Here is a 21,895-nt window from a genome sequence, read left to right as displayed (position 1 = left end):
TTGAACTCTGCGCGATTGATTTCGCCAACCTCGGAGTTCTCCATGAGCCTCAACAGAATCGGCGTGATAGGTGCCGGCACCATGGGCAGCGGCATTGCCCAGGTCTGCGCCTCTGCTGGCCTGCACGTCACCCTGATCGATGTCACCGAATCTGCCCTGGCCCGTGGTATGACGGCCATGGACGAAGGCCTGCAGCGCCAGGTCCGCAAAGCGAGGATCTGCGAAGGCGAGCGCGAAGCGACATTGGCGCGAGTGCAGGCCACCACGGACTACGCCAGCCTGGCCGACGCCGACCTGGTGATCGAAGCCGCCACCGAGAACCTCGAACTCAAGCTGCGCATCCTGCGCCAGATCGAAGCGGTGGTTTCAGCCCATGCGGTGATCGCCACCAACACCTCGTCCATTTCCATTACCCAGCTGGCCGCCGTGCTGGAACGCCCCGAGCGGTTCATCGGCGTGCACTTCTTCAATCCCGTGCCAGCCATGCAACTGCTGGAGCTGATTCGTGGATTGCAGACCTCCAGCCAGACCCACGCCGCGGTGGAAGCCTTCGCGAAGGCGGTCGGCAAGACCGCCATCAACGTCGACAACGCCCCCGGATTCGTCGTCAACCGCATTCTGATTCCGATGATCAACGAGGCCGTCTTCGTGCTCCAGGAAGGCCTGGCCAGTGCCCGCGACATCGACACCGGCATGCAGTTGGGTTGCAACCACCCCATCGGACCGCTGGCCCTGGCCGACATGATCGGCCTCGACACCCTGCTCGCCATCATGCAGGTCCTGCACGAAGGCTTCGGCGATCCCAAGTACCGCCCTGCCCACCTGCTCAAGGACCTGGTCGCCGCCGGCCACCTCGGTCGCAAGAGCGGCCGCGGCTTCCACAGCTACTGACACGCCCCTCGAGGTCTCAGCCATGAGTGAATACAGCGCCCCCCTGCGCGATATGCAGTTCGTCCTGAACGAACTGGGATACCTGGAACAAGTGAGTGAACTGCCTGGCTGCGAAGAGCTGGGTACCGATCTCGTCGATGCCATCCTCGGTGAGGCCGGCAAGTTCGCCCAGGGCGTGCTTTCGCCCCTGAACGTCATCGGCGATCGTGAGGGCGCGCGCTGGCACGAAGGCGAAGTGACCACCGCAAAAGGCTGGCACGCGGCCTACGGGCAGTTCGTCGAAAGCGGTTGGAACGCCCTCTCCTGCCACCCGGAATTCGGCGGCCAAGGCCTACCGCGACTGATTTCCGCGCTGGTGGAAGAAATGTGGAATGGCGCCAACGTTTCCTTCGGCCTGTGCCCCATGCTCACCCGCGGCGCCATCGAAGCCATCGAGCTCTGTGGGTCTTCCTACCTGAAGGAAACCTACCTGCCGAAGATGATCAGCGGCGAGTGGACCGGCACCATGAACCTGACCGAACCCCAGGCCGGTTCAGACCTCGCCGCCGTACGCAGCCGTGCAGAGCCCCAGGGCGACGGCACCTACCGCGTGTTCGGCCAGAAGATCTTCATCACCTATGGCGAGCACGACCTGACCGACAACATCGTGCACCTGGTGCTGGCCCGCGTTCCGGGCGCGCCGGAGGGTGTGAAAGGCATTTCGCTGTTCGTCGTGCCGAAGTTCCTGGTGAACCCCGATGGCAGCCTGGGTGCACGCAACGACGTGCGCTGTGCCTCCATCGAACACAAGCTGGGCATCCACGGCAGCCCCACCGCCGTACTTGCCTTCGGTGACAACGAAGGTGCCCTGGGCTGGCTGGTGGGCGAAGAGAATCGCGGGCTGGAATACATGTTCATCATGATGAACGCCGCGCGCTTCTCCGTCGGTATCGAAGGCATCGGCCTGTCCGAGCGTGCCTACCAGCGTGCACTCGCCTACGCCCGTGAGCGCGTTCAAGGCACCGAGGCCGGCGCGAAGAGTCGCGAAAAGGTGGCGATCATTCGCCATCCGGACATTCGCCGCATGCTGCTGTCGATGAAAGCCCGCACCGAGGCGATGCGCGCCATCGCCTGCGAAGTCGCCGCCGCAATGGACTGCGCCGAACGCCACCCCGACCTCGCACGCCGCGAGGAATGGCAAGCCTTTGTCGACCTGATGATCCCCGTGGTCAAGGGCTGCGGCACCGAGAACGCGGTGGATATCGCCTCCCTGGGCGTGCAGATCCATGGCGGCATGGGCTTCATCGAGGAAACCGGCGCTGCCCAGCATCTGCGGGACGCGCGCATCACCACCATCTACGAAGGCACCACCGGCATCCAGGCGTCCGATCTCGTCGGCCGCAAGATCGCCCGCGATGGCGGCAAGGCCATCGGGCTGGTGACCAAGCGTATGCGCTACGTCATGGAGCGTCTTGTCTGGGCCGATGATCCTCAGCTGCAGGACATCGCCAGCGCTCTCGCCACCTCCGTGGTAGCGCTGAACGCGGCGGTCGAGTTCATCGTCGAGAACTTCAAGGGTCAGGCACCCCGTGTCCTGGCTGGCGCAGTGCCTTTCCTTGAGCTGTTCGGCACCGTGGCCGGTGGCTGGCAGATGGCCCGCTCTGCGCTGGTCGCCCATGAGCAGCTCAAGGCGGGAACCGTCGAGCAGGATTTCTATCGCGGCAAGCTGCAGACCGCGCGCTTCTACGCCGAGCACCTGCTGCCACGTGCCGAAGGGCTGTCGCGGATCGTGATCCAGGGCGGCGACGCGGTCTTGGAAATGGACGACATGTTGTTCTGAGTTTCCACCGCCCGCCTCTGGCGGGCGGAGGAAGGGGCCGGCGAGTGTCGACCGCCGGTACGGAGCTTTGGCCGTCCTTGTGACGGCCTTTTTTATCTGAGCCCCCGCACCCAGTTCCCCCCCGCCCCCGTAGGAGCGAGCTCTGCTCGCGAACATTCCGAGCACAAACTTTCGCGAGCAAGCTCGCTCCTACACAAAGCTCGCTGTCATAGGCAGAACACGGTTTCGTAGGTTGCGGCTGAGCTCCGCGAAGCCCAACGTGCAGCCCTTCGCGAGCAAGCTCGCTCCTACAAAAGCCTGGCCCACCCGTCGCACCCACAAAAAAATGGCCTCTCCCCATCAGGGAGAGGCCCGCGGCCGTCGAGGATTTTCGCGCGCGGCGTGTTCCGGCGATCAGTCGATGCGCTGGAGTTTCGGTGCCTGCCAACGGCCATCGAGGGCCTCGGGCTTCGGCCAGTACAGGCGGCCGGCGATATAGAACGGGCCGTCCGGCGCGGGCAGCCAGTTCGCTTCATGGGCCTTGCCCGGCGACTGGTGCTGGATGTACAGGGTCAGGCCGCCATCGGCATCGCGTTTGAGCTGCGGCAGCATCGGCGAGTTGATCAGGTAACGATGCAGCGGGTTGGCTACCAGCAGGCGCGAGGCGTCGTATAGGGTCAGCGACCAGAAGGCATTCACCGGCGGCAGCTGGCCGGGGCCGAAGCGCAGGGTGTAACGATGGCGCGAGGCATCCAGCTTCTGTCCGTCGGCGTCGAGGTAGAACGGCGGATAAATGGTTTCCTCCTTGTCGTTGCCATAGAGGCCGGTGACCGTCGCACGCATCCGGTAGAGGTAGTTGTTATTGAGGAACTCGCGGCTGCCGAGGAAACGCGTCGTGGAAATCTCGCCCCGCGCGACCTTCTGGCCGAGCGCCTCGAACTCGCGCCAGGCGTCGGCGATGCCCGCAGTAATGGCCGCGCGGATATCGTCCGGCAAGGCCTGCTCGTCGAAGGTCAGGCCTGGGCCGATTCCCAGCCTTGCGAAGCGCTCCATCAGGGCACGTTCGGAAGGATGGATCGGGCAGTAACCGAGAACGAAGTTCAGCTGGTTGAAGAACTCGAGGCTTCTCCGCTCCGCTTCGGCACTGAGCGGCACGCGGAAGTCCACGGCAGGCAATGGGGCCGGCGCCGGCTGGCCGAGGAACGCGGACAGACGCTGTACCTTGTAGCCGGCCTGCACCTTCTTCACCTTTTCCAGGTCGTCCGGGCCTTGCAGTTGGGTGCGATAGAACACGAAGGCGAAGCGGGTTTCGGAGCGGAATACACGGTCGATCCCCGGTGGGACCGTGCCCTGCCAGTCCGGCCCGGCGAGGAGGAAGGTGCCGCCGCCATTGCCGGTGGTACGGCTGCCGACGTAACCAAAGTTATGGGTATAGGCATCGACGAACTGCGCCGAGTAATAGCGGCCCTTCTCCACCGCCGGCATTGTCAGTACCAGCGGTTCACCGCGCAGGTCCGCGCCAAGCTGGGAGTATGGCGTGTCGGCATTGGGCGTCGGATAGGCCTTGTCGTCCGGGGTGTAGATACGCGCCGTGTTGTGCAGGGTATTCCAGGGCGCCTTGAACTCCGGGTGCTGCTGGTCCTGGAAGTAGGTGTACTGCACGCGGTAGTTGTCCACCAGCGGGAAGCCGTAGATGTAGGCGTCCTTGGCGATGGCGCGCGCCTCGACCGGCGTCAGGGTGTCTGCGCTGGATACGGGGGCATGGCCGAGGAATCCGAGGAGCGCGACCACGAGGGTGCGCCGGAGACTGTTCTTGTTCACGGAAAACTCCTTGTAGCGAAGGCAAGGGCGCATGCGCCCGCCCGTTCAGGTCTTGGTCCGGCGATCGGTCGGCCGCCATTCACGAACACGGAGTGCGGCATCGCCTTCCGGGCGGTAGGCGTGGCACGTGCCGATGGCCCAGTGGGTGGGCATCTCGAAATCGGGGTCGCGGGCGGCGCGCTCGCGCAGGCGCTTCTGCACCACCGGAGCCAGGGTCTGGATAGCGGTCGTGGCCATGGGACCGAGCAGCTCAGTGAGGTGCGTGCAACCCTTCATGCCACCAACCCGTTCGGCCACGCGCTTCTTGAACCCGGGGCCGATGCTGATTCCCACCAACGCGGCGTAGGCCTGGTTGATATGGCTGCACACGGGCGTGGGTGCCTGTTCGGAAATGGCTTCGATGTGCTGGATCACCAGCTTGCGGTCGAGGGTCATGCGGATCAGCATCTGGTGCAGCACGCCGTTGGCGGGAATGACCCCATAGGGGAACTCGGTGTCGACCCCCTTGGTATCCAGCAGCCGTCCCTCGATCTCGAACAGCCCGTCGTCGCGTTCATAACCGGTGCAGGTCACCTGGCGGGTGTGCAGCAGACGACGGCTGACAGTGTTTTCTTCCATGCAACGGTCTCCTTGAAAGAAGGGGCGCTCACGCGCCCCGTCAGTCGCATCAGACGTTGCCGATGCCGCCACCACAGACCAGGACCTGGCCGGAGACGTAGTCGGACTCCGGGATGCAGAACAGATAGACCGCGCCTGCCGCCTCCTCGGTATTGCCCGGACGGCCCAGCGGGATCATGGTCTTCGACTGCTCGACGATGGCCGGGCTGATGCCCACCTTGATCTCGCGACCTTCGATGTTGATGTAGTTCGGGTCGCCTTCCACCGGCTGGGTCTGGCGGGTCTCGATATGGCCGAAGGCAACGGCGTTGACGTTGACCTTCATGCGGCCCCACTCCTTGGCCAGGCACTTGGTCATGCCCAGCACGCCGGCCTTGGCCGTGGAGTAGTTGACCTGGCCCGGGTTGCCGCCCGCCGAAGTCGAGGCGATGTTGACCACCTTGCGGTTGACCACGCGGCCCTCGGCGGCCTCTTTCTTGGCCATGGCGCTGATGATCGGCTGGGCAGCGCGGAGGATGCGGAACGGCGCGGTGATGTGGCAGTCGATGATGGCGTACCACTGTTCGTCGCTCATCTTCTGGATCACGTTGTCCCAGGTGTAGCCGGCGTTGTTGACGATGATGTCGATGCCGCCGTAGCTGTCCACCGCGGTCTTGACGAAGCGGTCGGCGAAATCGACGGCGGTCACGCTGCCGACGCAGGCGACGGCGTCGCCACCGGCGGCGCGGATTTCCGCGACCACTTCTTCAGCCGGGCCGGCGTCCAGGTCGTTGACCACCACGCGGGCGCCATCAGCGGCCAGTTTCAGGGCGACGCTGCGGCCGATACCACGGCCGGAACCGGTGACCAGGGCGACTTTGCCTTCGAGCTTTTTCATGGGTAGTTCCTTGTTCTTCTGGGGTTCAGGCGAGGGCCACGACGGCTTCGCCGATCAGTTTTTCTTCGTCGTACTGGTTGCCGCAGCGAATCGCCAGGCGTACGCGCCGCTCACCATCGGTCTCGAATTTCTCGATGACCTCGCCGCTGCAGGTGGGGACGTGTCCCAGCTGGGTGATGCCGGTGAAACGCACCGACAGGCTGCGAATCTGCGTCTGCGACACCCAGCCGGTGAGCAGGCGGCCGAGGTAGGCCACCGAGAGCATGCCGTGGGCGAACACATCGGGCTGGCGCGCCTTGCGGGCGAAGTCGAGATCGATATGCACCTGGTTGTGGTCACCGGATGCGCCGGCATACAGGGCCAGCGCGGTGCGGTTGACCGCGGGCAGCGTCAGCGGCGGCAGCTCAAAGCCAATCTGCAGCTCGTCGAATAAGGGAAGGCTCATTGCACGATCCTCAACGCTGCACGAGGGAGGAACGGATGTCGGCGATGTGCCGGTCGTCCTGGTTGGTAACCCGGGTCTTCTGGACCACGAAGGTCAGCGCCCCACCCTTCTTCTCGTAGACGTCCACCACCCGCGTATCGAAGGTCAGCACGTCGCCGGCATAGGCCATGCCGTGATAGGTGAAGCCCTGCTCGGCATGCAGGATGCGCCCGAGGTCGAAGCCGAAGATGTCTTCGACAATGTGGTCGGAGTCCCGCCCTTCGGCTTCCAGGCACATCAGGAAGCTCGGCGGCACCGGCAATCCGGGATGCCCGGCCGACCTGGCAGCGGCTTCGTCGGTGTAGATCGGATCGGTCTCGCCGATGGCCTTGGCGAAGAAACGCAGGCGGCCCTTCTCCACTTCGGCGGTGGTCACTCCCAGGGAACGGCCGATCAGACTCTTGTCTGCCATGTCATGGAGTCCTCGAGTGAGTTGAAACGCGCGCCCGCGAGGGGCGCGCACTGCCTTCAGCCGCGGCCGAAGAGGGTCACGATGCCGGCGCCGCCCAGGCCCAGGTTGTGCTGCAGGGCATGCTGCAGGCCCTCCACCTGGCGGGCCCCGGCGGTGCCGCGCAGCTGGTGGGTCAGCTCATAGCACTGGGCAAGGCCGGTGGCACCCAGCGGGTGGCCCTTGGAGAGCAGGCCGCCGGACGGGTTGATCACCACCTGGCCGCCATAGGTGTTGTCGCCATCCATCACGAACTTCTCGGCGCCGCCTTCCGGGCAGAAACCCAGGCCTTCGTAGGTCAACAGTTCGTTGTGGGCGAAACAGTCGTGCAGCTCGCAGACACGGATGTCTTCAGGACCAACGCCAGCCTTTTCGTACACCTCGGTGGCGGCCTGACGGGTCATGCCGACGCCGACGATGCTGATCAGCGACGGCGGCTCGAAGGCTTCCGGCTTATCGGTTACCAGCGCCTGGGCCAGGATGCTCACGTCGGTACGCAGGCCGTGCTGCTTGGCGAAGCGCTCGGATACCACGATGGCTGCGGCACCGCCGCAAGTGGGCGGGCACGCCATCAGGCGGGTCATTACGCCGGGGAAGATCACCTGGTCGGCCATCACGTCCTCGGTGGTCACCACCTTCTTGAAGACCGACAGCGGGTTGTTGGCGGCATGGCGGCTGGCCTTGGCGCGAATGGCCGCGAAGGTTTCCATCTTCGTGCCGTACTTCTGCATGTGTTCGAGACCGGCGCCGCCGAAGAACTTGAGGGCGTCAGGCATTTCGCGACCCTGGGGGAAGATCGCGTCGGCCACTTCGTGGCCCTTGCCGTAGGTGATCGGGCGATCCAGCCAGTGGGACTTCAGGGCGCCGGGCTGCATCTGCTCGAAGCCGAAGGCCAGGGCGCAATCCACCGCGCCGCTCTCCACGGCCTGGCGAGCCAGGTACAGCGCAGTGGAACCGCTGCCGCAGTTGTTGTTGACGTTGATCACCGGGATGCCGGAGAGGCCGACTTCATAGAGCGCCGACTGCCCGCTGGTGGAGTCGCCATACACGTATCCGGCGTAGGCCTGCTGGACCTTGCCGTAATCCACGCCGGCATCCTGCAGCGCAAGGCGGATGGCCTGGGCGCCCATCTCGATATAGGTACCGCTCTGGCCAGGCTTGGCAAACGGAATCATGCCGACACCGGCGACATAGACTTTCTGCGACATCACTTTCTCCAGGTTCAGGTGACAAGGTCCGGGCTGCGTGCCTGTCTTCGACGGCAATGGCAGCACTCCTTGGACCGATGGTTGCGCAGCGACGAACAGCCACGCCCCCCCTCATGGAGGGGGCGCGGGCCTGTCCGGCCAAGGGGGGATGCCGAGGGGTACGACGGGCGGGAAAAATCCCCCCCTACTGGAGGGGGATGGGTGGGGGAAGCCGGGGATAGCGTGTGCTTGCGGTCCTGAAAAACAACAAGAAAGACTCCATAGAGGAACCAACACGTGACACACGCAAGACACACAACCTCATTGAATCAGCGGTCGCCGGCCAGTGGTTCCACCCGCGGTCTGGCGACCTTCACTCCCCGGCTGCTGGCGGTCGCGGTGGCGCTCGGCACCTGTGCCAACGCCGATGCGGTCAGCTTCCAGCTGGGCGAGATCGAAGGGCAGTTCGACTCGTCGATTTCCGTCGGCGCCAGCTGGGCCGTGCGCGGGCCGGACCCGATGTTCATCAACTCCGCCAACACCCAGGGATTGCGCGGCAAGTCGGCCACCCGCACCGCCGACGACAACCGCCAGAACTTCAAGAAAGGCGAGACCTTCTCGAAGATCTTCAAGGGCGTGCATGACCTGGAGCTGAAGTACGGCGACAGCGGCGTGTTCGTGCGCGGCAAGTACTGGTACGACTTCGAGCTGAAAGACGAGCACCGCCTGTTCTACGACATCGACGACAGCGGTCGCGACGACCTCGCCAAGGCCTCCGGCGCCGAGTTTCTCGATGCCTTCGTCTACCACAACTACAACCTGGGCGACCTCGCCGGCAACGTGCGCCTGGGCAAGCAGGTGGTGAGCTGGGGTGAGAGCACCTTCATCGGCAACTCGATCAACAGCATCAACCCCATCGACGTCGCCGCCCTGCGCCGTCCGGGTGCCGAAGTGAAGGAAGGCCTGATCCCGGTGAACATGTTCTACCTCTCCCAGGGCCTGACCGAGAACCTCACCGCCGAAGCCTTCTACCAGCTGGAGTGGGACAACTCGGTGGTCGACAACTGCGGCACCTTCTTCGGTTCCGACCCGCTGCCCCAGGGCTGCAACGACCGTCTGGTGTTCGCCGGCCCGGACCTCGCCCCCGGCGTTGCCAACAACACCGCGACTGCCGCGCAGATCCTCACCAACGCCGTGGTGGACGACGTCTACATGCCGCGTCTGGAAGACAACGACCCGCGCGACAGCGGCCAGTACGGCGTTGCCCTGCGCTGGTTCGTGCCGGAGCTGAACGACACCGAGTTCGGCTTCTATGCCATGAACTACCACAGCCGCAACCCCTACCTGAGCTTCAAGCAGACCACCGTCGCGCCGATCACCGCCGCACAGATCGGTGCCCTGCCCGCTGCCGCCCGCCAGGTCGCCGCCGTGCAGAACCAGTTCAACCGGGTCCGTGCCGCGCGCTACTTCGTGGACTACCCGGAAGACATCCGCCTCTACGGCCTGAGCTTCCAGACCACCGTGGGCGCAACCTCCGTCGGTGGCGAGCTGAGCTACCGGCCGAACATGCCGCTGCAGATCAACACCGCCGACCTCAACCTGGCAGCGATCCAGTCCACCGACACCGACTTCCGCACCCAGACCTCCCCGGTCTTCACCAGCGGCGAAACGGCGCAGGCGCTCGGCGGCGATCTGCCTGGCTACAAGCGCATGCCGGTGATGCAGGCGCAGGTCACCGCCACCCAGTTCTTCGACCAGGTCATGGGCGCCAGCCGTCTGACCCTGGTGGGCGAAGTCGGCTACAACCGCATCAACGGCCTGGGCGACGCCGACGGCACCGACATCCGCTTCGGTCGCAGCCCGGTCTATGGTGCGGGTGAGTTCCCCGGCAACCAGAACACCACCGTCTGCGCCACCGCCACCAACCCGCAGAAGGAATGCAACAGCCACGGCTTCTACACCACGGACTCCTGGGGCTACCGCGTGCGCGCCAAGCTCGATTACCCGAACGTGATCGCCGGCATCAACCTCTCCCCCAACCTGGCCTGGTCCCATGACGTCGACGGCTGGGGTCCGAACTTCGAAGAAGGCGCCAAGGCCGTCAGCGTCGGGCTCGATGCCGACTACCTCAACACCTACACCGCGAGCCTCAGTTACACCGACTTCTTCGGTGGAAACTTCAACACCAGCACTGACCGCGACTTCGTCTCGCTCAGCTTCGGCGTGAACTTCTGAGCCGAAACCGGCAGAGGGTATTTCCATGAAAGCAAGCATGATCATCAAAACCGGCGCCCTGGCGCTGTCGCTGCTGGCCACCAGCGTCATGGCCGCTGTTTCCGAGCAGGAAGCGACCCAGCTGGGCACCACCCTGACTCCGGTGGGTGCGCAGAAGGAAGGCAATGCCGACGGCAGCATCCCGAGCTGGGACGGCGGCCTCAAGCCAGGCGCCGCACCGGTGGATGCCAAGGGCTTCCTCGGCGATCCGTTCAAGGACGAGAAGCCGCTGTTCACCATCACCGCCGCCAACGTCGCGCAGTACCAGGACAAGCTGTCCCCCGGCCAGTTGGCGTTGTTCAAGCGCTACCCCGCGACCTACAAGATCCCCGTGTACCCGACCCATCGCACCGCCTCAGCGCCGCAATCTGTCTATGACGCAGCCAAGGTCAGTGCGCTCAATACCGAAACGGTGAACGATGGCTATGGACTGAAGAACTTCGAGAAGTCGCACTACTACGCCTTCCCGATCCCGAAGACCGGTGTCGAGGTGATCTGGAACCACCTGACCCGTTCCCGTGGCACCAACTTCATCAATAACCAGGCCCAGGCTACGCCGCAGGTCAATGGCGACTACACCATCGTCAACATCCGCTTCGACATTGGACTGCCCTGGAAGATGGCGGACGTGGACCCGGCATCGGGCTCGAACATTCTGTTCTTCGCCAAGCAGACCGTGACCGCTCCCGCACGCATGGCCGGCAACGTGACGTTGATCCACGAAACCCTGGACCAGGTGAAGGAACCGCGCATGGCCTGGTCCTACAACGCTGGCCAGCGCCGGGTGCGGCGCGCCCCGCAGGTGGCCTATGACGGCCCCGGCACGGCCTCCGACGGCATGCGTACCGCCGACAACTCCGACATGTACAACGGAGCGCCGGACCGCTACGACTGGAAGCTGGTGGGCAAGAAGGAGATGTACATTCCCTACAACTCCTATCACTTGTCTTCACCGCAGCTGAAATACGCCGACATCATCAAGCCGGGTCATATCAACCAGGACCACACCCGCTACGAATTGCACCGGGTCTGGGAAGTGGTGGGTACGCTGAAGGCCGGTGAACGGCACATCTACGCCAAGCGCCACATCTTCCTCGACGAGGACACCTGGGCCGCGGTGGAAATCGACCACTACGACGGCCGTGGCCAGCTCTGGCGCGTGGCCGAAGGACACGTGATGAACGACTATCGCCAAGGCGTGGCGGTCTATGCCGCCATGGGCCTCTACGACCTCATCGCTGGGCGCTACCTGGTTTCCAACCTCGGCAATGAAAACAAGCAAGGCACCGACTACAGCTTCGGTCCGAAGATGAGTGACTTCACCCCGGCAGCCCTGCGCAACGCCGGCATCCGCTGATACAGTCGCCGCCCCGGCGATACTGGGGCGGCGTCACTGTCCCGAACTGCTATAGACCATCCCCGGCACCTCACGTCTCCTATGGCGAACCGCCGTGAACCGCCACAGGTGTCGCCATGACCAGCTTCGGCCCAAGCCCCCTCCCCACGTCGGAACCATCGCCAGCCGGACTGCCCACGCTAACGCCGGCACACCTGCCCCGCTCACGATTGGTCCACACGCTCCTCGACGAGCCCCGGCAACTGGGCCTGGTCTATGCGCCGCCCGGCTATGGCAAGACGGCCCTGCTTGCTGAAGCAGCGCATTCACTGGCCGCTTCCGCACGCTGTGCCTGGCTGAGCCTGGCGGGCCAGCCACTGAGCCTTGCACAATTTCTCGCTCGGTTGGCTTCGAGCCTTGGCGTACGCGCGGAGGAACAGGCGCTGCTGGAAACCATCGGATCGTCGCCGGCCCCACTGTTCATCGTGCTGGACGACTACCCGCAGCCAGCCGATCCGGCCCTGGACGCGTGGATCGACCAACTGCTGCAAAGAGCCCCGGGCCTGCGCCTGCTGGTGAGCAGCCGCTACCGGCCGAACTGGAACCTTCCGCGCCTGTTGCTGGATGGGGAACTGCATGAACTTACCGCGCAGCAACTGGCCTTCACTGCCGAAGAGTTCAGCCAGCTGCTGGAGTTGGGCTCCCCTGGTCTGCCGCCCCACTCACGCGAGGCGCTCTGGGCGCAGACGCACGGATGGTGCGCTGGTGTGCGCCTACTCATGAACAGCGGCGAGTGTGCCAATGGCAACCATTGGCTGCGTGACTACCTGCGCCATGAACTCCTGCCGCGCCTACCCGTGGAGCAACATGACCTGCTGTTCGGGCTCGCCCACCTGGGCCGTGCCTCGCACGAGCTCTGCGCACGGATCTGGGAAGATGCCAATGGCGCCCAACAGTTTCACAATCTACTCAGCCAGCAGTCCCTGCTTGTCCCGGTGGAGCACGCCTCCGGCTGGTACCGGCTACTGTCGCCAGTGGCCCAGGCGCTCGCCAGCGAGCATTCGGACTCCAGCCTCGCGCGACTGCGTCTGCGGGCATGCCGTGCCCTGGCGGACCTGGGCCTGCACGACGAGGCGATCGAGCAAGCGCTGGGCGCCGGTCGGCCCGAAGTGGCGGTCAGCTTCATCGATCACCTGAAGTTCGACTGGCTGCTGACCCACCAGCACCTCAGGAACCTGCTGCAGTGGCGCGATCAGATGCCAACCGCCCTTCTGGAAAGCACCCCGCGTCTGGTCGGGCTGCAGAGCCGCGCCTTGCTGGTGAGCTGGCGACTGGAAGAAGCGGAAGCCACCATGAATCAACTCGCCGCCTACCTGCCACAACCCAGTGCGTCGTGGAATTGCCGCCTGCTGGCCAACTGGCAAGCGCTGCACGGGATGCTGATGGGTATGCTCGGTCGTACGCGAGAAGCCCGCGAACATTGCCAGGCCGCACTGGTCGACCTCGCCCCCCGCGACTGGCGTTCTGCCTATCTCTGCCACTCCACCCTGGCACGAATCTCCATGGCGACCGGGGACTACGTCCACGCCGAAAGCCAGATCCATTCCGCACTCGAACTTGCCCGGCGTCACGATTGCCTGGCCACGGAGCTGCTGGCCAACACCGACCAGGCCCGCATGCTGTTGCTGGGGGGCGATCTCGGCCAGGCCGAAGCACTGATCCGCGAATGTCGGGACCTGCTGGAGGACCAGCCCCGCTACGGCCTGCTGCGGGGCCGCCTGGATATGCTCGAGGGTGAGCTGGCGTTGCTGCAGGGCCGCACCGAAGTTGCGGAACAGTTGTTCCACGCCGGCCTGTACCACGCCAGGGCGAGCGCCGACCCGCTGATGCTGCATGCCTGTCTGGGCCTTGCCGAGGCGGCGGCCGCACGCACCGACCTGGAGGCCGCACGGCGCCATATCCATGAGGCTGAGCGGCACATGCAGCGGGGCAAAGTCCACATCAGTTGCTACCGCGCCGCCATCGACCAGCAGCGTGGGCGACTGCTGGTTTACCAGCAGGAATGGCAAGCGCTGTTGAAGCTGATGCACAAGGTGGAAGCGCAACTGCACGAACAAACACCCTCCCCGTCCATCTACGCGCCTTCCCTGCATCACCGTTGCCAGCTGCTAATGGCCGTTGCCGAACACGGTGTCGGCAGGTCCGAAGAGGCCCGTCTGCGCCTACTGCGCCTAGCCCAGGAGTGCCAGCGTCTGCAGCGGAACCTGCTGTACAGCGAGGTTCGGGTCGTCCTAGCGAGGATCGAACTGGAGCTGGGAAAAGCCCGTAGCAACGATTGCGAAGAGGCCATCTCGGTCCTGGCATCGAACAACCTGTTCAGGCTCTGGGCGGAGCGTTTGTCCCCGCTGCGTTCGTCGGACACGGCGCACGTTGGACCCGACCTGCCGGAACCGGATCTGACCGCACGGGAAAAGGTGGTGCTTCAGCTCATGGCGGCGGGGCTGTCGAACCAGGAGATCGGCGAGCATCTGTTCATCTCGTCCAATACGGTCAAGACTCACACCTCCCGCATCAATGTGAAGCTCGGCGTCAAACGCCGCACCCAGGCCGTCGCTCACGCGCGGGCGCTGGGATTGCTGTCCTAGTCATCCGGAAACGTGCTTGCTCGCGAACCGACGTCGGTGCCGGTACTTCGCGAGCAAGCTCGCTCCTACAAAGTCCGTAGCTGAAAGCTCAGGCTTCGAGGCGCAGCAGTGAGGGATGCTCGTCGTAGGCCTGGTAGCGCGACTGGCGGTCACGGGTGACGCGGATCATCGCGACCCATGGATCGCGCGCCAGGACCAGCCGGCCCCGGTTGGCCACCAGGTGATCGAGCAACTGCTCCTTCTCTTCCACCAGGCATTCGGGATTGCGATCGTGGCCGCTGGTGACATCCAGCTGCAGCCAGGGCGTGCCCGGCACCAGGTCGCCGGCGAATACCAGCGGGCCGGCGCTGGTGTGAATCTCCGGCAACAGCTGACCCGGCGTATGCCCGTCGCTGACATGGAAGCGCCAGTCGGCGCCGAGCAGCTCGCAGTGGCCGCCGTCGAGCAGATTGAGCCGGCCGCTGGCTTCCAGCTGTCCCAGGACCTGCGGCACGAACAGGCCACGGTCGCGCGGATGCGGCCGGAGCGCACGGAGCCAGTGCCGCTTGCCCACGAGGTAACGCGCGCGATGGAACAGCAGACGAGGTATGTCGCCGTCGCGTACGGCGACCTGTACGTCAGCCGCCAGCACGGCGTGCAAGTGTGTCAGCACCACCACATGGATATCGCCCTCAGCCAGGCCGAGCTGCGCCAGGCCGTCAATCAGGCCATGGGTGTGCTGCTGGCAACGACAGGTGCGCGGTAGCGGCGCCAGCAGCATGTCGCAACCCGCGAGCACCAGGATGTTCTGGCAGTCCTGTTGCACCAGCAAGGCCCGCGAGGGCAGGTCCACCTGGTTGTCCTGATCGGGCCTGATCCAATCGGTCCAGACCCGGTGCGGGACCGAGCCGAATACGACGCCGCCATCGAGGCGGCGTCCCTGACCGGTAAGGATCGAAAGTCTACGGTCCAAAGCATCAACCTCATTTCACGGCGCGCCGGAGACAACCGGCAGCTATCGCCAGCGCCGAATCTACCTGCGCGCATTCGGCGTTTCCGCCCCCCTACTCGGGTAGGGACTTCCACCCACCCCATCGCTATGTTCATCGCTGCGGAACGTCCCGGGCGACTCCGCCCGATCCAGTCCCACACAACAACAATGATCGAGCGCCCTGGCGCCGGAGACCTTGCATGACCCAAGCAGCCGAGCACTTCCTGCCAAGCACCGCGGTCACCCCGACTGCGGAAAACCGCGCGGTCTTTCGCAAAGCGATCTGGCGGCTGCTGCCGCTGCTTTTTCTGGGCTATGTGATCAACACCATCGACCGCGCCAACGTCGCATTCGCCAAACTGCGTATGGCCGAGGACATCGGCCTCAGCGATGCCGCTTACGGAATCGGGGCGGGCATCTTCTATCTCGGCTACATCCTTTTCGAGATTCCCAGCAACATTTACATGCAGCGCGTTGGCGCGCGCGCCACGCTCGCCCGCATCATGGTGCTATGGGGCCTTGTCACCATGGCCACCGCGCTCGTCACCACCCCAGGCCAGTTGATCGTCGCGCGCTTCTGCCTGGGCGTGGCGGAGGCCGGCTTCTTTCCCGGGATAATCCTCTACCTCACCTACTGGTTCCCGCCGACATTGCGTGCCCGCATCACCGCCGTGCTGCTGATGGCGGCGATGACCGCCGGCATGGTTAGCGGCCCGCTGGCTGGCTGGATCATGAGCCACTTCGACGGGTGGCTCGGGCTCAAGGATTGGCAGGCGCTGTTCGTCCTGGAAGGCATTCCGGCCATTCTGCTCGGGCTGCTGGCCTGGTACTGGCTCGCCGATCGCCCCGCCGATGCGCGCTGGCTGACCCCGAAGGAAAAGCAGCTGCTTGCCACAGCCCTGGCAGCCAACAAGACCGACAACCTGCCCCCGGCGCGACTGCGCGATGTGCTCCGTGAGCCACGGCTCTATGTCGCCGGTCTGGTGTTCTTCTGCATCTACAGTGGCTCGAACACGGTGTCCTACTGGATGCCGACCCTCATCCGCGGTTTCGGCCTGGAAGACCTCAAGGCCATCGGCCTGATCTCCAGCCTGCCCTACGCCTGCGCGATAGTTGGCATGTATCTGCTTGCACGCAGTTCCGACCGACACCTGGAGCGCCGCTGGCACGTGGGACTGACCATGCTGGTCAGCGCCGGTTGCTTCCTGCTCCTGGGCCCGGCCCAGGGCCACCTCATTTTGTCGGTGACCCTGATGAGTATCGGCGCCGCCGCCGCGCTGTCCGCCGTGGCCCTGTTCTGGACCATTCCACCGGCGCTCCTGACACCGTCCAGCGCCGCCATCGGCATCGCCGTAGTCAGTTGCATCGGCGGCCTGGCAGGCGTGATCAGCCAGGCCATGGTCGGCGCAATCAAGAGCGCGACCGGCAGCCTCTACCTGGCGTTTGACTTCATCGCAGCCGCACTGGTGTTTGGCGCCCTGATCCTGCTGATCGGCATTCGTGCCCACCATCTGCAGGAGCGCAAGCACTGATCCGGTCCAGCGGCAGGAACACCCGGCTAGCAGGACCATGTCGCCACCGATCAGAAGCAGCAGCTCTACGGGACTCCAGCAATAGGCTTTAGCCGTCGAAGCCACCGCCCAGGAATGCGCCCTTCAAAGTGATCGGCCATCCCTGTCCGGGCTGAGCTGAGGCGGGAAAGGCCGAGCGAAGACTTCAACACTTTTTCGACACCCGCTTTTTCGCAGGCAAAGAAAAAGCCCCTGATCTCTTTCGAAATCAGGGGCTTATCTATACGGAAAGTGGCGGTGAGGGTGGGATTCGAACCCACGATACGGTTTCCCGTATACACACTTTCCAGGCGTGCTCCTTCAACCGCTCGGACACCTCACCGGAATCTCTTCGAGGCGTTGGCCCCGTCGAGGTGCGCTAATTTAGTGGAGAGCTTTCTGGAATGCAAACACTTTTTTCATAAATTTCATGCGTTTATGAAAAAAGTTTCGCATGCCAATTTCCAATTCCGCTGTCAAGTGGCCAAGAAGGGGCTTCGGACACGTTCGGGTGGGGTCGACGCAAAGGGGTGACTTACCGGTCAGTCTCAGTCCTTTACCTCCACGGTGGCGCTGAGTAACGTCGGTCCACTTCTTAACAAGGAACCTGCCATGAGTGAGCTGATCTCCTACCAACTCGAAGACGGCATCGCCACCCTGACCCTCAGTAACGGCAAGGTGAATGCCATCTCCCCGGATGTGATCGCTGCCTTCAACACTGCGCTGGATCGCGCTGAACAGGATCGCGCCATCGTGATCATCACCGGCCAGCCGGGAATTCTTTCCGGCGGCTACGACCTCAAAGTGATGACTTCCGGTCCGCAGAACGCCGTTGCCCTGGTCGCTGCCGGGTCCACCCTGGCTCGCCGCATGCTGGCGCATCCCTACCCCGTCATCGTCGCCTGCCCGGGGCATGCCGTAGCCAAGGGTGCGTTCATCCTGCTGTCGGCGGATTACCGCATCGGCGTCGAGGGCCCATTCAACATCGGCCTGAACGAAGTGCAGATCGGCATGACCATGCATCACGTCGGCATCGAACTGGCCCGTGATCGCCTGCGCAAGTCCGCCTTCCACCGCTCGGTGATCAACGGCGAGATGTTCGATCCTCAGGGCGCGCTGGATGCCGGCTTCCTCGACAAGGTCGTGCCCGTCGAGCAACTGCAAGAGGCCGCGCGTGCCGCCGCCCTGCAGTTGAAGAAGATCAACATGACCGCTCACCGCAACACCAAGCTCAAGGTCCGCAAGGCGCTTCTGGAAACCCTGGACGCCGCCATCGAACTGGACAAGCAGCACCTGGCCTGACACCCGATCATGAAAAAGCCCCGCACTCGCGGGGCTTTTTCATTGGCCGTCACATCGCGCCACCGTTGTCGTCTCCCGGTTCGCCACCTGCATGTTGGCCGTGATCGTCGCCGGCGTCATGATCGGCGCCATCATCTGCGCCGTGGCCCACACCGTGGGCTTCGCCAACATCATGGTCCGCTCCGTCGTCCGCGCCATGGCCAACGCCATGGGGGCCGCCATCGTCGTGGCCGGCACCGTCGTCAGCACCACGGTCGCTGTGGGAACTGCCCTGGCCGCTATTGCCGGAATGGCCGCCGTCACCGCTGTGGCCGCTGCCGCCGTGACCACTGCCACTGCCGCCATGGCCTCCACCACCGCTACCACTTCCACCGCCATGGCCGCCACCGCCGCTACCACTACCGCCATGGCCACCACCACCACCGCTACCTCCACCACCGCCGCTGCCGCCACCGCCACCGCCACCGCCTCCCCCACCGCCACCTCCCCCATCCTTGGCATAGGCAACCGATGAGCTGGACAGATCGACCGGCACAAAGGCAAACGACAGGCTCAGTACCGAGCAGATCGCTACCGCCAATACGCACTTCTTCAGCACCATGACCCGCCTCCGCTTGTTGTCCTCGACTATGTTCTGAACACTAGTCGTGAACCCCAGCGAACGTAACAGGATATTTCAGGCCAGCTGACCGGCGGCGAAGTGGCCGGAAAACTGCGCCAGACCGCCAATAACTTCCTCGACGACCTTCGCCGGAGAACGCAGCCAGGCGCTATGGGGATTTTCCGCGGCTGGCCTTGGCGAGTTCAGCATGCGGACCTCGGGCTGCTCCTGGATCAATGCCGCCAACCCACGGGTCGAGGCTTCCGGCGCAAAGGGGTCGCCATGGATGCCAATGAACAGAGAGGGTGTCGGGTTGCTGCGTGGATGGACCAGATCCAGGCCGAGGTGATCGAAGCTGCCCGTCCACGCTACCCGCCCCCAATCGCGCATCAGGCTGCGCGCTTCGTGGCCGCCAAAGCCGATGGTCTTTCCGGGCAGGTAGCCGAACAGGGTTGTCAGCAGGTTGAAGCACAGCGCCACCGACGGGGTGAGCAAACGCTGCCGGCCTTCCCAGTTACGGAAGTGGATATTCCCGCAGGCCACGCCCACCACCGCCACATCGGAATGCGGATTCGCTGCGGCGAACAATGTGGCGATGTGTCCGCCCAGGCTGTGGCCCAGAAGCACCAGCCGACCCTCTGGAAAGTGCTCCCTGGCGGTAGTCAGCAGGCTCGGCACGAACTCATCGACCAGGTCACGGTAGCCATAGTCGAGCCGCCGGTTCGGACGCGGGCCGCTTTCCCCCTGGCCCGGCCAATCCACCACCAGCACCTGGTTACCGGCAGCGACCAGGCCCAGGGCAAAGTTTTCGTACTTGCGCGCGGCAACGCCCATGGCCGGCAGCAGGATCAGCACGGGGCCAGGGACGGAGGATCGATAGACGCGATAGGGGCACTCGAATCGCCCTGCGGAAAAGCGGAAAGCCTCGGTCACTTTGTTCTCCTTGTTCTGGTCGAGAGGCGTGAACAATCTAGAGCAAACGCTCTAGTCACGCCATTGCAGAACCTCGGCCTTCGGCAAGACTCAGAAGATCAGGCGCGATAATCTCCGCCACACATAAACGGATGAAGGAACAGCTGAACCATGGGTCGAGTCGTTGCCGCCGCTGTATATGCCAAAGGCCGGAAAGTCACCGACATAACCCTCGATGAAGGCCTGCAATGGGCCAGCAAGCCGGGGCATTTCGTCTGGATCGGGCTGCATGACCCCGGTGCCGAGGAACTGAGCAATCTGCAGCGGCAGTTCGACCTGCATGAACTGGCGCTGGAGGATGCACTCACCCGCCACACCCGGCCCAAGTTGGAAACCTTCGGCGACGCCCTGTTCCTGGTGGTGTATTCGCCCATCGAAGTGGAAGGCGAGTTGCAGTTCATCGAAACGCAGCTGTTCGCCGGCAACGGCTACATCATCAGCGCCCGCTACGGCGAGTCCGCCCCTTACTCCCGCGTTCGCCAGCGCTGCGAGGCGCGCCCGCTGCTGCTCGAACATGGCGAGGACTTCGTGCTCTACGCCCTGCTCAGCTTCGTGATGGAGAACTACCGGCCGCTGATGGACAGCTTCCACTCGGAGCTGGAAGAGATCGAGCAGGCCGTACTGGAACGCCCGCTGGGCCACGCCGACGTCGAACGCATCCACTGCCTGCGCCGCGACTTGCTGCGCCTGCGTCGCTACATCGGCCCCATGGGGGAGATCTGCGAAGAGCTGCAGCGCCTGGACTTTCCATTCATCGACAAGCAGATGCGTCCGTACTTCCGCGACATCGCCATCCACGTCAACCGGCTGCTGGAGGACCTCACCGGCCTGCGTGAGATGGCTGACCACGCCATCGAGATCGGCCTGCTGCTGGAGTCGTCGCGGCAGAGCGTGGTGCAGCGCAAGTTCGCCGCCTGGGCGGCCATTCTCGCGTTCCCCACGGCGATTGCCGGCATCTACGGGATGAACTTCCAGTACATGCCGGAGCTGACCTGGCATTACGGCTACTTCGGCGTGCTGGGCGTGGTGGCAACCGGCTGTACCGCGCTGTACGCCAGCTTCAAGTACTACGGATGGCTGTGAACGCCGCCCCACGCAACGCCTGACGCCAGCCCATGAAAAAGCCCGCCATTGGCGGGCTTTTGCTGTTGCGGTACGACCGTCAGGCTGCGCGGTCGCGAGCGATGAATCGCATCATCCACTCGGCGACAGCGGCACCCTGATGATCCCGATCCAGGCCACTCACGCCCTGGCTGTAGACCTCATCGCCCAGGAAGTCCTTGCGCAGATCCAGGATGGCACGGGAGTAGTCAGCGACGAACTCGGGGTGCCCCTGGAAGCACAGCACCTGATCGCCCACGGAGTAAGCGGCGTTCGGGCAGAAATCACTGGAAGCCAGCAGTGTGGCGTTCTCGGGCAGTTGGGTGACCTGATCCTGGTGGCTGATCAGCAGGGTCAGATCGTCCAGCGCCGGGCTCATCCATTCCGGCTTCTGCTTCAGCTGGTAGCTGTGGGTGCCAACACCCCAGCCCTGGGTCGCGCGCTCCGTACGGCCGCCCAGCAACAAGGCCAGCAGCTGATGGCCGAAGCAGACACCCAGTAGCTTGTCACCTGCCTCGTAGCGAGCCAGCAGGAAGTCCTTGAGCTTCAGGATCCAGGGATCGGTCCCGAAGGAATCAGCCTTGCTACCGGTTACCAGGTACGCGTCGAACGTCTCCCCTTCAGGCGGGTAATGCCCTTGCACCACGTTGTAGACACTGAACTCCGCGGCAATCGGTTGCTTGGCGAACAGCTGCTCGAACATCAGGCCGTAGCCCTTGTATTGGTCGATCAGTTCGGGGCGGAGAATGTCAGTTTCGAGAATGCAGATGCGAAGTGGCATTAGCTCATGGTTCCTGAAATTGCAGAGAGACTCTATGTGGGGGAAATGTGCGTTTTATTTAACACAGAGACGGTGTGATTGAAATACCGTTTGATCCGTCCGCCCATAGCCACAGCCTAACGGCGCGATAGGCAGCCACAGGTTCCCTGCAATCCGTGCCGACTTCTCCAGGCCACGCCGCTCTAGCTCGCGGCGCTCGACGCCTCGTCAAGTAAAATTGACGCCTCCCTCGGGAACTA

Annotated in this window: 18 protein-coding genes and 1 tRNA gene; 9 read left to right on the top strand and 10 right to left on the bottom strand. The window is 64.1% G+C overall.

The genetic code is table 11. The features are described from left to right. The first annotated feature begins 42 nt into the window (after positions 1-42). Positions 43-891 (top strand): 3-hydroxybutyryl-CoA dehydrogenase, encoded by an 849-nt coding sequence (locus tag E8E95_RS23725; protein ID WP_280354342.1) that lies wholly within the window; start codon positions 43-45, stop codon positions 889-891. A 22-nt stretch (positions 892-913) separates the two neighbouring features. Further along, positions 914-2,710 carry an acyl-CoA dehydrogenase C-terminal domain-containing protein gene (locus E8E95_RS23720; RefSeq protein ID WP_280354340.1) on the top strand — a complete coding sequence of 599 codons (1,797 nt, stop codon included), beginning with the start codon at positions 914-916 and terminating at the stop codon, positions 2,708-2,710. 393 nt (positions 2,711-3,103) lie between these two features. On the opposite strand, the gene E8E95_RS23715 is transcribed toward E8E95_RS23720, so the two are convergent. Genes E8E95_RS23715 through E8E95_RS23690 form a run of 6 tightly spaced genes read right to left on the bottom strand, consistent with a single transcriptional unit; the run spans position 3,104 to position 8,145 of the window. Continuing rightward, positions 3,104-4,510 (bottom strand): DUF1254 domain-containing protein, encoded by a 1,407-nt coding sequence (locus E8E95_RS23715; RefSeq protein WP_280354338.1) that lies wholly within the window; start codon positions 4,508-4,510, stop codon positions 3,104-3,106. 45 nt (positions 4,511-4,555) lie between these two features. Next, on the bottom strand, positions 4,556-5,128 hold the full coding sequence (locus E8E95_RS23710) for a DUF2889 domain-containing protein (protein WP_280354336.1): 573 nt from the start codon (positions 5,126-5,128) through the stop codon (positions 4,556-4,558). A gap of 49 nt (positions 5,129-5,177) precedes the next feature. Further along, positions 5,178-6,005, bottom strand: a complete 828-nt coding sequence (locus E8E95_RS23705; RefSeq protein ID WP_280354334.1) for an SDR family NAD(P)-dependent oxidoreductase — start codon at positions 6,003-6,005, stop codon at positions 5,178-5,180. Positions 6,006-6,030: 25 nt separating this feature from the next. Continuing rightward, positions 6,031-6,450, bottom strand: coding sequence for a MaoC family dehydratase (locus tag E8E95_RS23700; RefSeq protein ID WP_280354332.1), 420 nt, complete (start codon positions 6,448-6,450; stop codon positions 6,031-6,033). Between the two features lie 10 nt (positions 6,451-6,460). Continuing rightward, the gene (locus E8E95_RS23695; RefSeq protein ID WP_280354331.1) at positions 6,461-6,901 is read right to left on the bottom strand and encodes a MaoC family dehydratase N-terminal domain-containing protein; all 441 of its coding nucleotides are present in this window, start codon (positions 6,899-6,901) and stop codon (positions 6,461-6,463) included. 56 nt (positions 6,902-6,957) lie between these two features. Beyond that, the gene (locus E8E95_RS23690) at positions 6,958-8,145 is read right to left on the bottom strand and encodes a lipid-transfer protein (protein WP_280354329.1); all 1,188 of its coding nucleotides are present in this window, start codon (positions 8,143-8,145) and stop codon (positions 6,958-6,960) included. A 342-nt stretch (positions 8,146-8,487) separates the two neighbouring features. On the opposite strand from E8E95_RS23690, the gene E8E95_RS23685 reads away from it, so the two are divergent. From E8E95_RS23685 to E8E95_RS23675, 3 genes are all read left to right on the top strand, one after another. Beyond that, positions 8,488-10,359, top strand: a complete 1,872-nt coding sequence (locus tag E8E95_RS23685) for a DUF1302 domain-containing protein (RefSeq protein ID WP_280354399.1) — start codon at positions 8,488-8,490, stop codon at positions 10,357-10,359. Between the two features lie 25 nt (positions 10,360-10,384). Continuing rightward, complete coding sequence (locus E8E95_RS23680; protein WP_280354328.1) at positions 10,385-11,755, top strand: DUF1329 domain-containing protein; 1,371 nt, start codon at positions 10,385-10,387, stop codon at positions 11,753-11,755. Between the two features lie 116 nt (positions 11,756-11,871). Continuing rightward, positions 11,872-14,379 (top strand): LuxR C-terminal-related transcriptional regulator, encoded by a 2,508-nt coding sequence (locus E8E95_RS23675; RefSeq protein ID WP_280354327.1) that lies wholly within the window; start codon positions 11,872-11,874, stop codon positions 14,377-14,379. A gap of 88 nt (positions 14,380-14,467) precedes the next feature. On the opposite strand, the gene E8E95_RS23670 is transcribed toward E8E95_RS23675, so the two are convergent. Continuing rightward, positions 14,468-15,331: an MBL fold metallo-hydrolase gene (locus tag E8E95_RS23670; RefSeq protein ID WP_280354325.1), complete on the bottom strand. Its 864-nt coding sequence runs from the start codon at positions 15,329-15,331 to the stop codon at positions 14,468-14,470. Between the two features lie 218 nt (positions 15,332-15,549). On the opposite strand from E8E95_RS23670, the gene E8E95_RS23665 reads away from it, so the two are divergent. Then, positions 15,550-16,881: an MFS transporter gene (locus E8E95_RS23665; RefSeq protein WP_280354324.1), complete on the top strand. Its 1,332-nt coding sequence runs from the start codon at positions 15,550-15,552 to the stop codon at positions 16,879-16,881. 271 nt (positions 16,882-17,152) lie between these two features. Here the strand turns inward: E8E95_RS23665 and E8E95_RS23660 are convergent. Further along, positions 17,153-17,242: transfer RNA gene (locus E8E95_RS23660), tRNA-Ser, on the bottom strand. Positions 17,243-17,511: 269 nt separating this feature from the next. Here E8E95_RS23660 and E8E95_RS23655 point away from each other — a divergent pair. After that, complete coding sequence (locus E8E95_RS23655) at positions 17,512-18,201, top strand: crotonase/enoyl-CoA hydratase family protein (protein ID WP_280354322.1); 690 nt, start codon at positions 17,512-17,514, stop codon at positions 18,199-18,201. 91 nt (positions 18,202-18,292) lie between these two features. Continuing rightward, entirely contained in the window at positions 18,293-18,715 is a 423-nt protein-coding gene (locus tag E8E95_RS30555) for a hypothetical protein (protein ID WP_348532591.1), read from the top strand. A gap of 162 nt (positions 18,716-18,877) precedes the next feature. On the opposite strand, the gene E8E95_RS23645 is transcribed toward E8E95_RS30555, so the two are convergent. Continuing rightward, entirely contained in the window at positions 18,878-19,735 is an 858-nt protein-coding gene (locus tag E8E95_RS23645) for an alpha/beta fold hydrolase (RefSeq protein WP_280354319.1), read from the bottom strand. 150 nt (positions 19,736-19,885) lie between these two features. Between E8E95_RS23645 and E8E95_RS23640 the strand changes: the two genes are divergently transcribed. Further along, on the top strand, positions 19,886-20,857 hold the full coding sequence (locus E8E95_RS23640) for a magnesium and cobalt transport protein CorA (protein WP_280354317.1): 972 nt from the start codon (positions 19,886-19,888) through the stop codon (positions 20,855-20,857). Positions 20,858-20,936: 79 nt separating this feature from the next. Here E8E95_RS23640 and E8E95_RS23635 read toward each other — a convergent pair whose 3' ends face one another. Further along, positions 20,937-21,656 (bottom strand): amidotransferase, encoded by a 720-nt coding sequence (locus tag E8E95_RS23635; RefSeq protein WP_280354315.1) that lies wholly within the window; start codon positions 21,654-21,656, stop codon positions 20,937-20,939. Between the last annotated feature and the right edge of the window lie 239 nt (positions 21,657-21,895).

The sequence above is a fragment of the Pseudomonas sp. BN414 genome (genome assembly GCF_029871275.1).
GTDB classification, from domain to species: domain Bacteria; phylum Pseudomonadota; class Gammaproteobacteria; order Pseudomonadales; family Pseudomonadaceae; genus Metapseudomonas; species Metapseudomonas resinovorans_C.
This window is presented reverse-complemented; position numbering and strand designations above follow the sequence as displayed.

What these genes read in the sequence shown, in the direction of transcription:
- E8E95_RS23710 (WP_280354336.1), bottom strand. Translation starts at nt 5,128, where the DNA reads ATGGAAGAAAACACTGTCAGCCGTCGTCTGCTGCACACCCGCCAGGTG.
- E8E95_RS23700 (WP_280354332.1), bottom strand. Translation starts at nt 6,450, where the DNA reads ATGAGCCTTCCCTTATTCGACGAGCTGCAGATTGGCTTTGAGCTGCCG.
- E8E95_RS23675 (WP_280354327.1), top strand. Translation starts at nt 11,872, where the DNA reads ATGACCAGCTTCGGCCCAAGCCCCCTCCCCACGTCGGAACCATCGCCA.
- E8E95_RS23640 (WP_280354317.1), top strand. Translation starts at nt 19,886, where the DNA reads ATGGGTCGAGTCGTTGCCGCCGCTGTATATGCCAAAGGCCGGAAAGTC.
- E8E95_RS23725 (WP_280354342.1), top strand. Translation starts at nt 43, where the DNA reads ATGAGCCTCAACAGAATCGGCGTGATAGGTGCCGGCACCATGGGCAGC.
- E8E95_RS23695 (WP_280354331.1), bottom strand. Translation starts at nt 6,901, where the DNA reads ATGGCAGACAAGAGTCTGATCGGCCGTTCCCTGGGAGTGACCACCGCC.
- E8E95_RS23635 (WP_280354315.1), bottom strand. Translation starts at nt 21,656, where the DNA reads ATGCCACTTCGCATCTGCATTCTCGAAACTGACATTCTCCGCCCCGAA.
- E8E95_RS23665 (WP_280354324.1), top strand. Translation starts at nt 15,550, where the DNA reads ATGACCCAAGCAGCCGAGCACTTCCTGCCAAGCACCGCGGTCACCCCG.
- E8E95_RS23705 (WP_280354334.1), bottom strand. Translation starts at nt 6,005, where the DNA reads ATGAAAAAGCTCGAAGGCAAAGTCGCCCTGGTCACCGGTTCCGGCCGT.
- E8E95_RS23655 (WP_280354322.1), top strand. Translation starts at nt 17,512, where the DNA reads ATGAGTGAGCTGATCTCCTACCAACTCGAAGACGGCATCGCCACCCTG.
- E8E95_RS23690 (WP_280354329.1), bottom strand. Translation starts at nt 8,145, where the DNA reads ATGTCGCAGAAAGTCTATGTCGCCGGTGTCGGCATGATTCCGTTTGCC.
- E8E95_RS23720 (WP_280354340.1), top strand. Translation starts at nt 914, where the DNA reads ATGAGTGAATACAGCGCCCCCCTGCGCGATATGCAGTTCGTCCTGAAC.
- E8E95_RS30555 (WP_348532591.1), top strand. Translation starts at nt 18,293, where the DNA reads ATGTTGGCCGTGATCGTCGCCGGCGTCATGATCGGCGCCATCATCTGC.
- E8E95_RS23680 (WP_280354328.1), top strand. Translation starts at nt 10,385, where the DNA reads ATGAAAGCAAGCATGATCATCAAAACCGGCGCCCTGGCGCTGTCGCTG.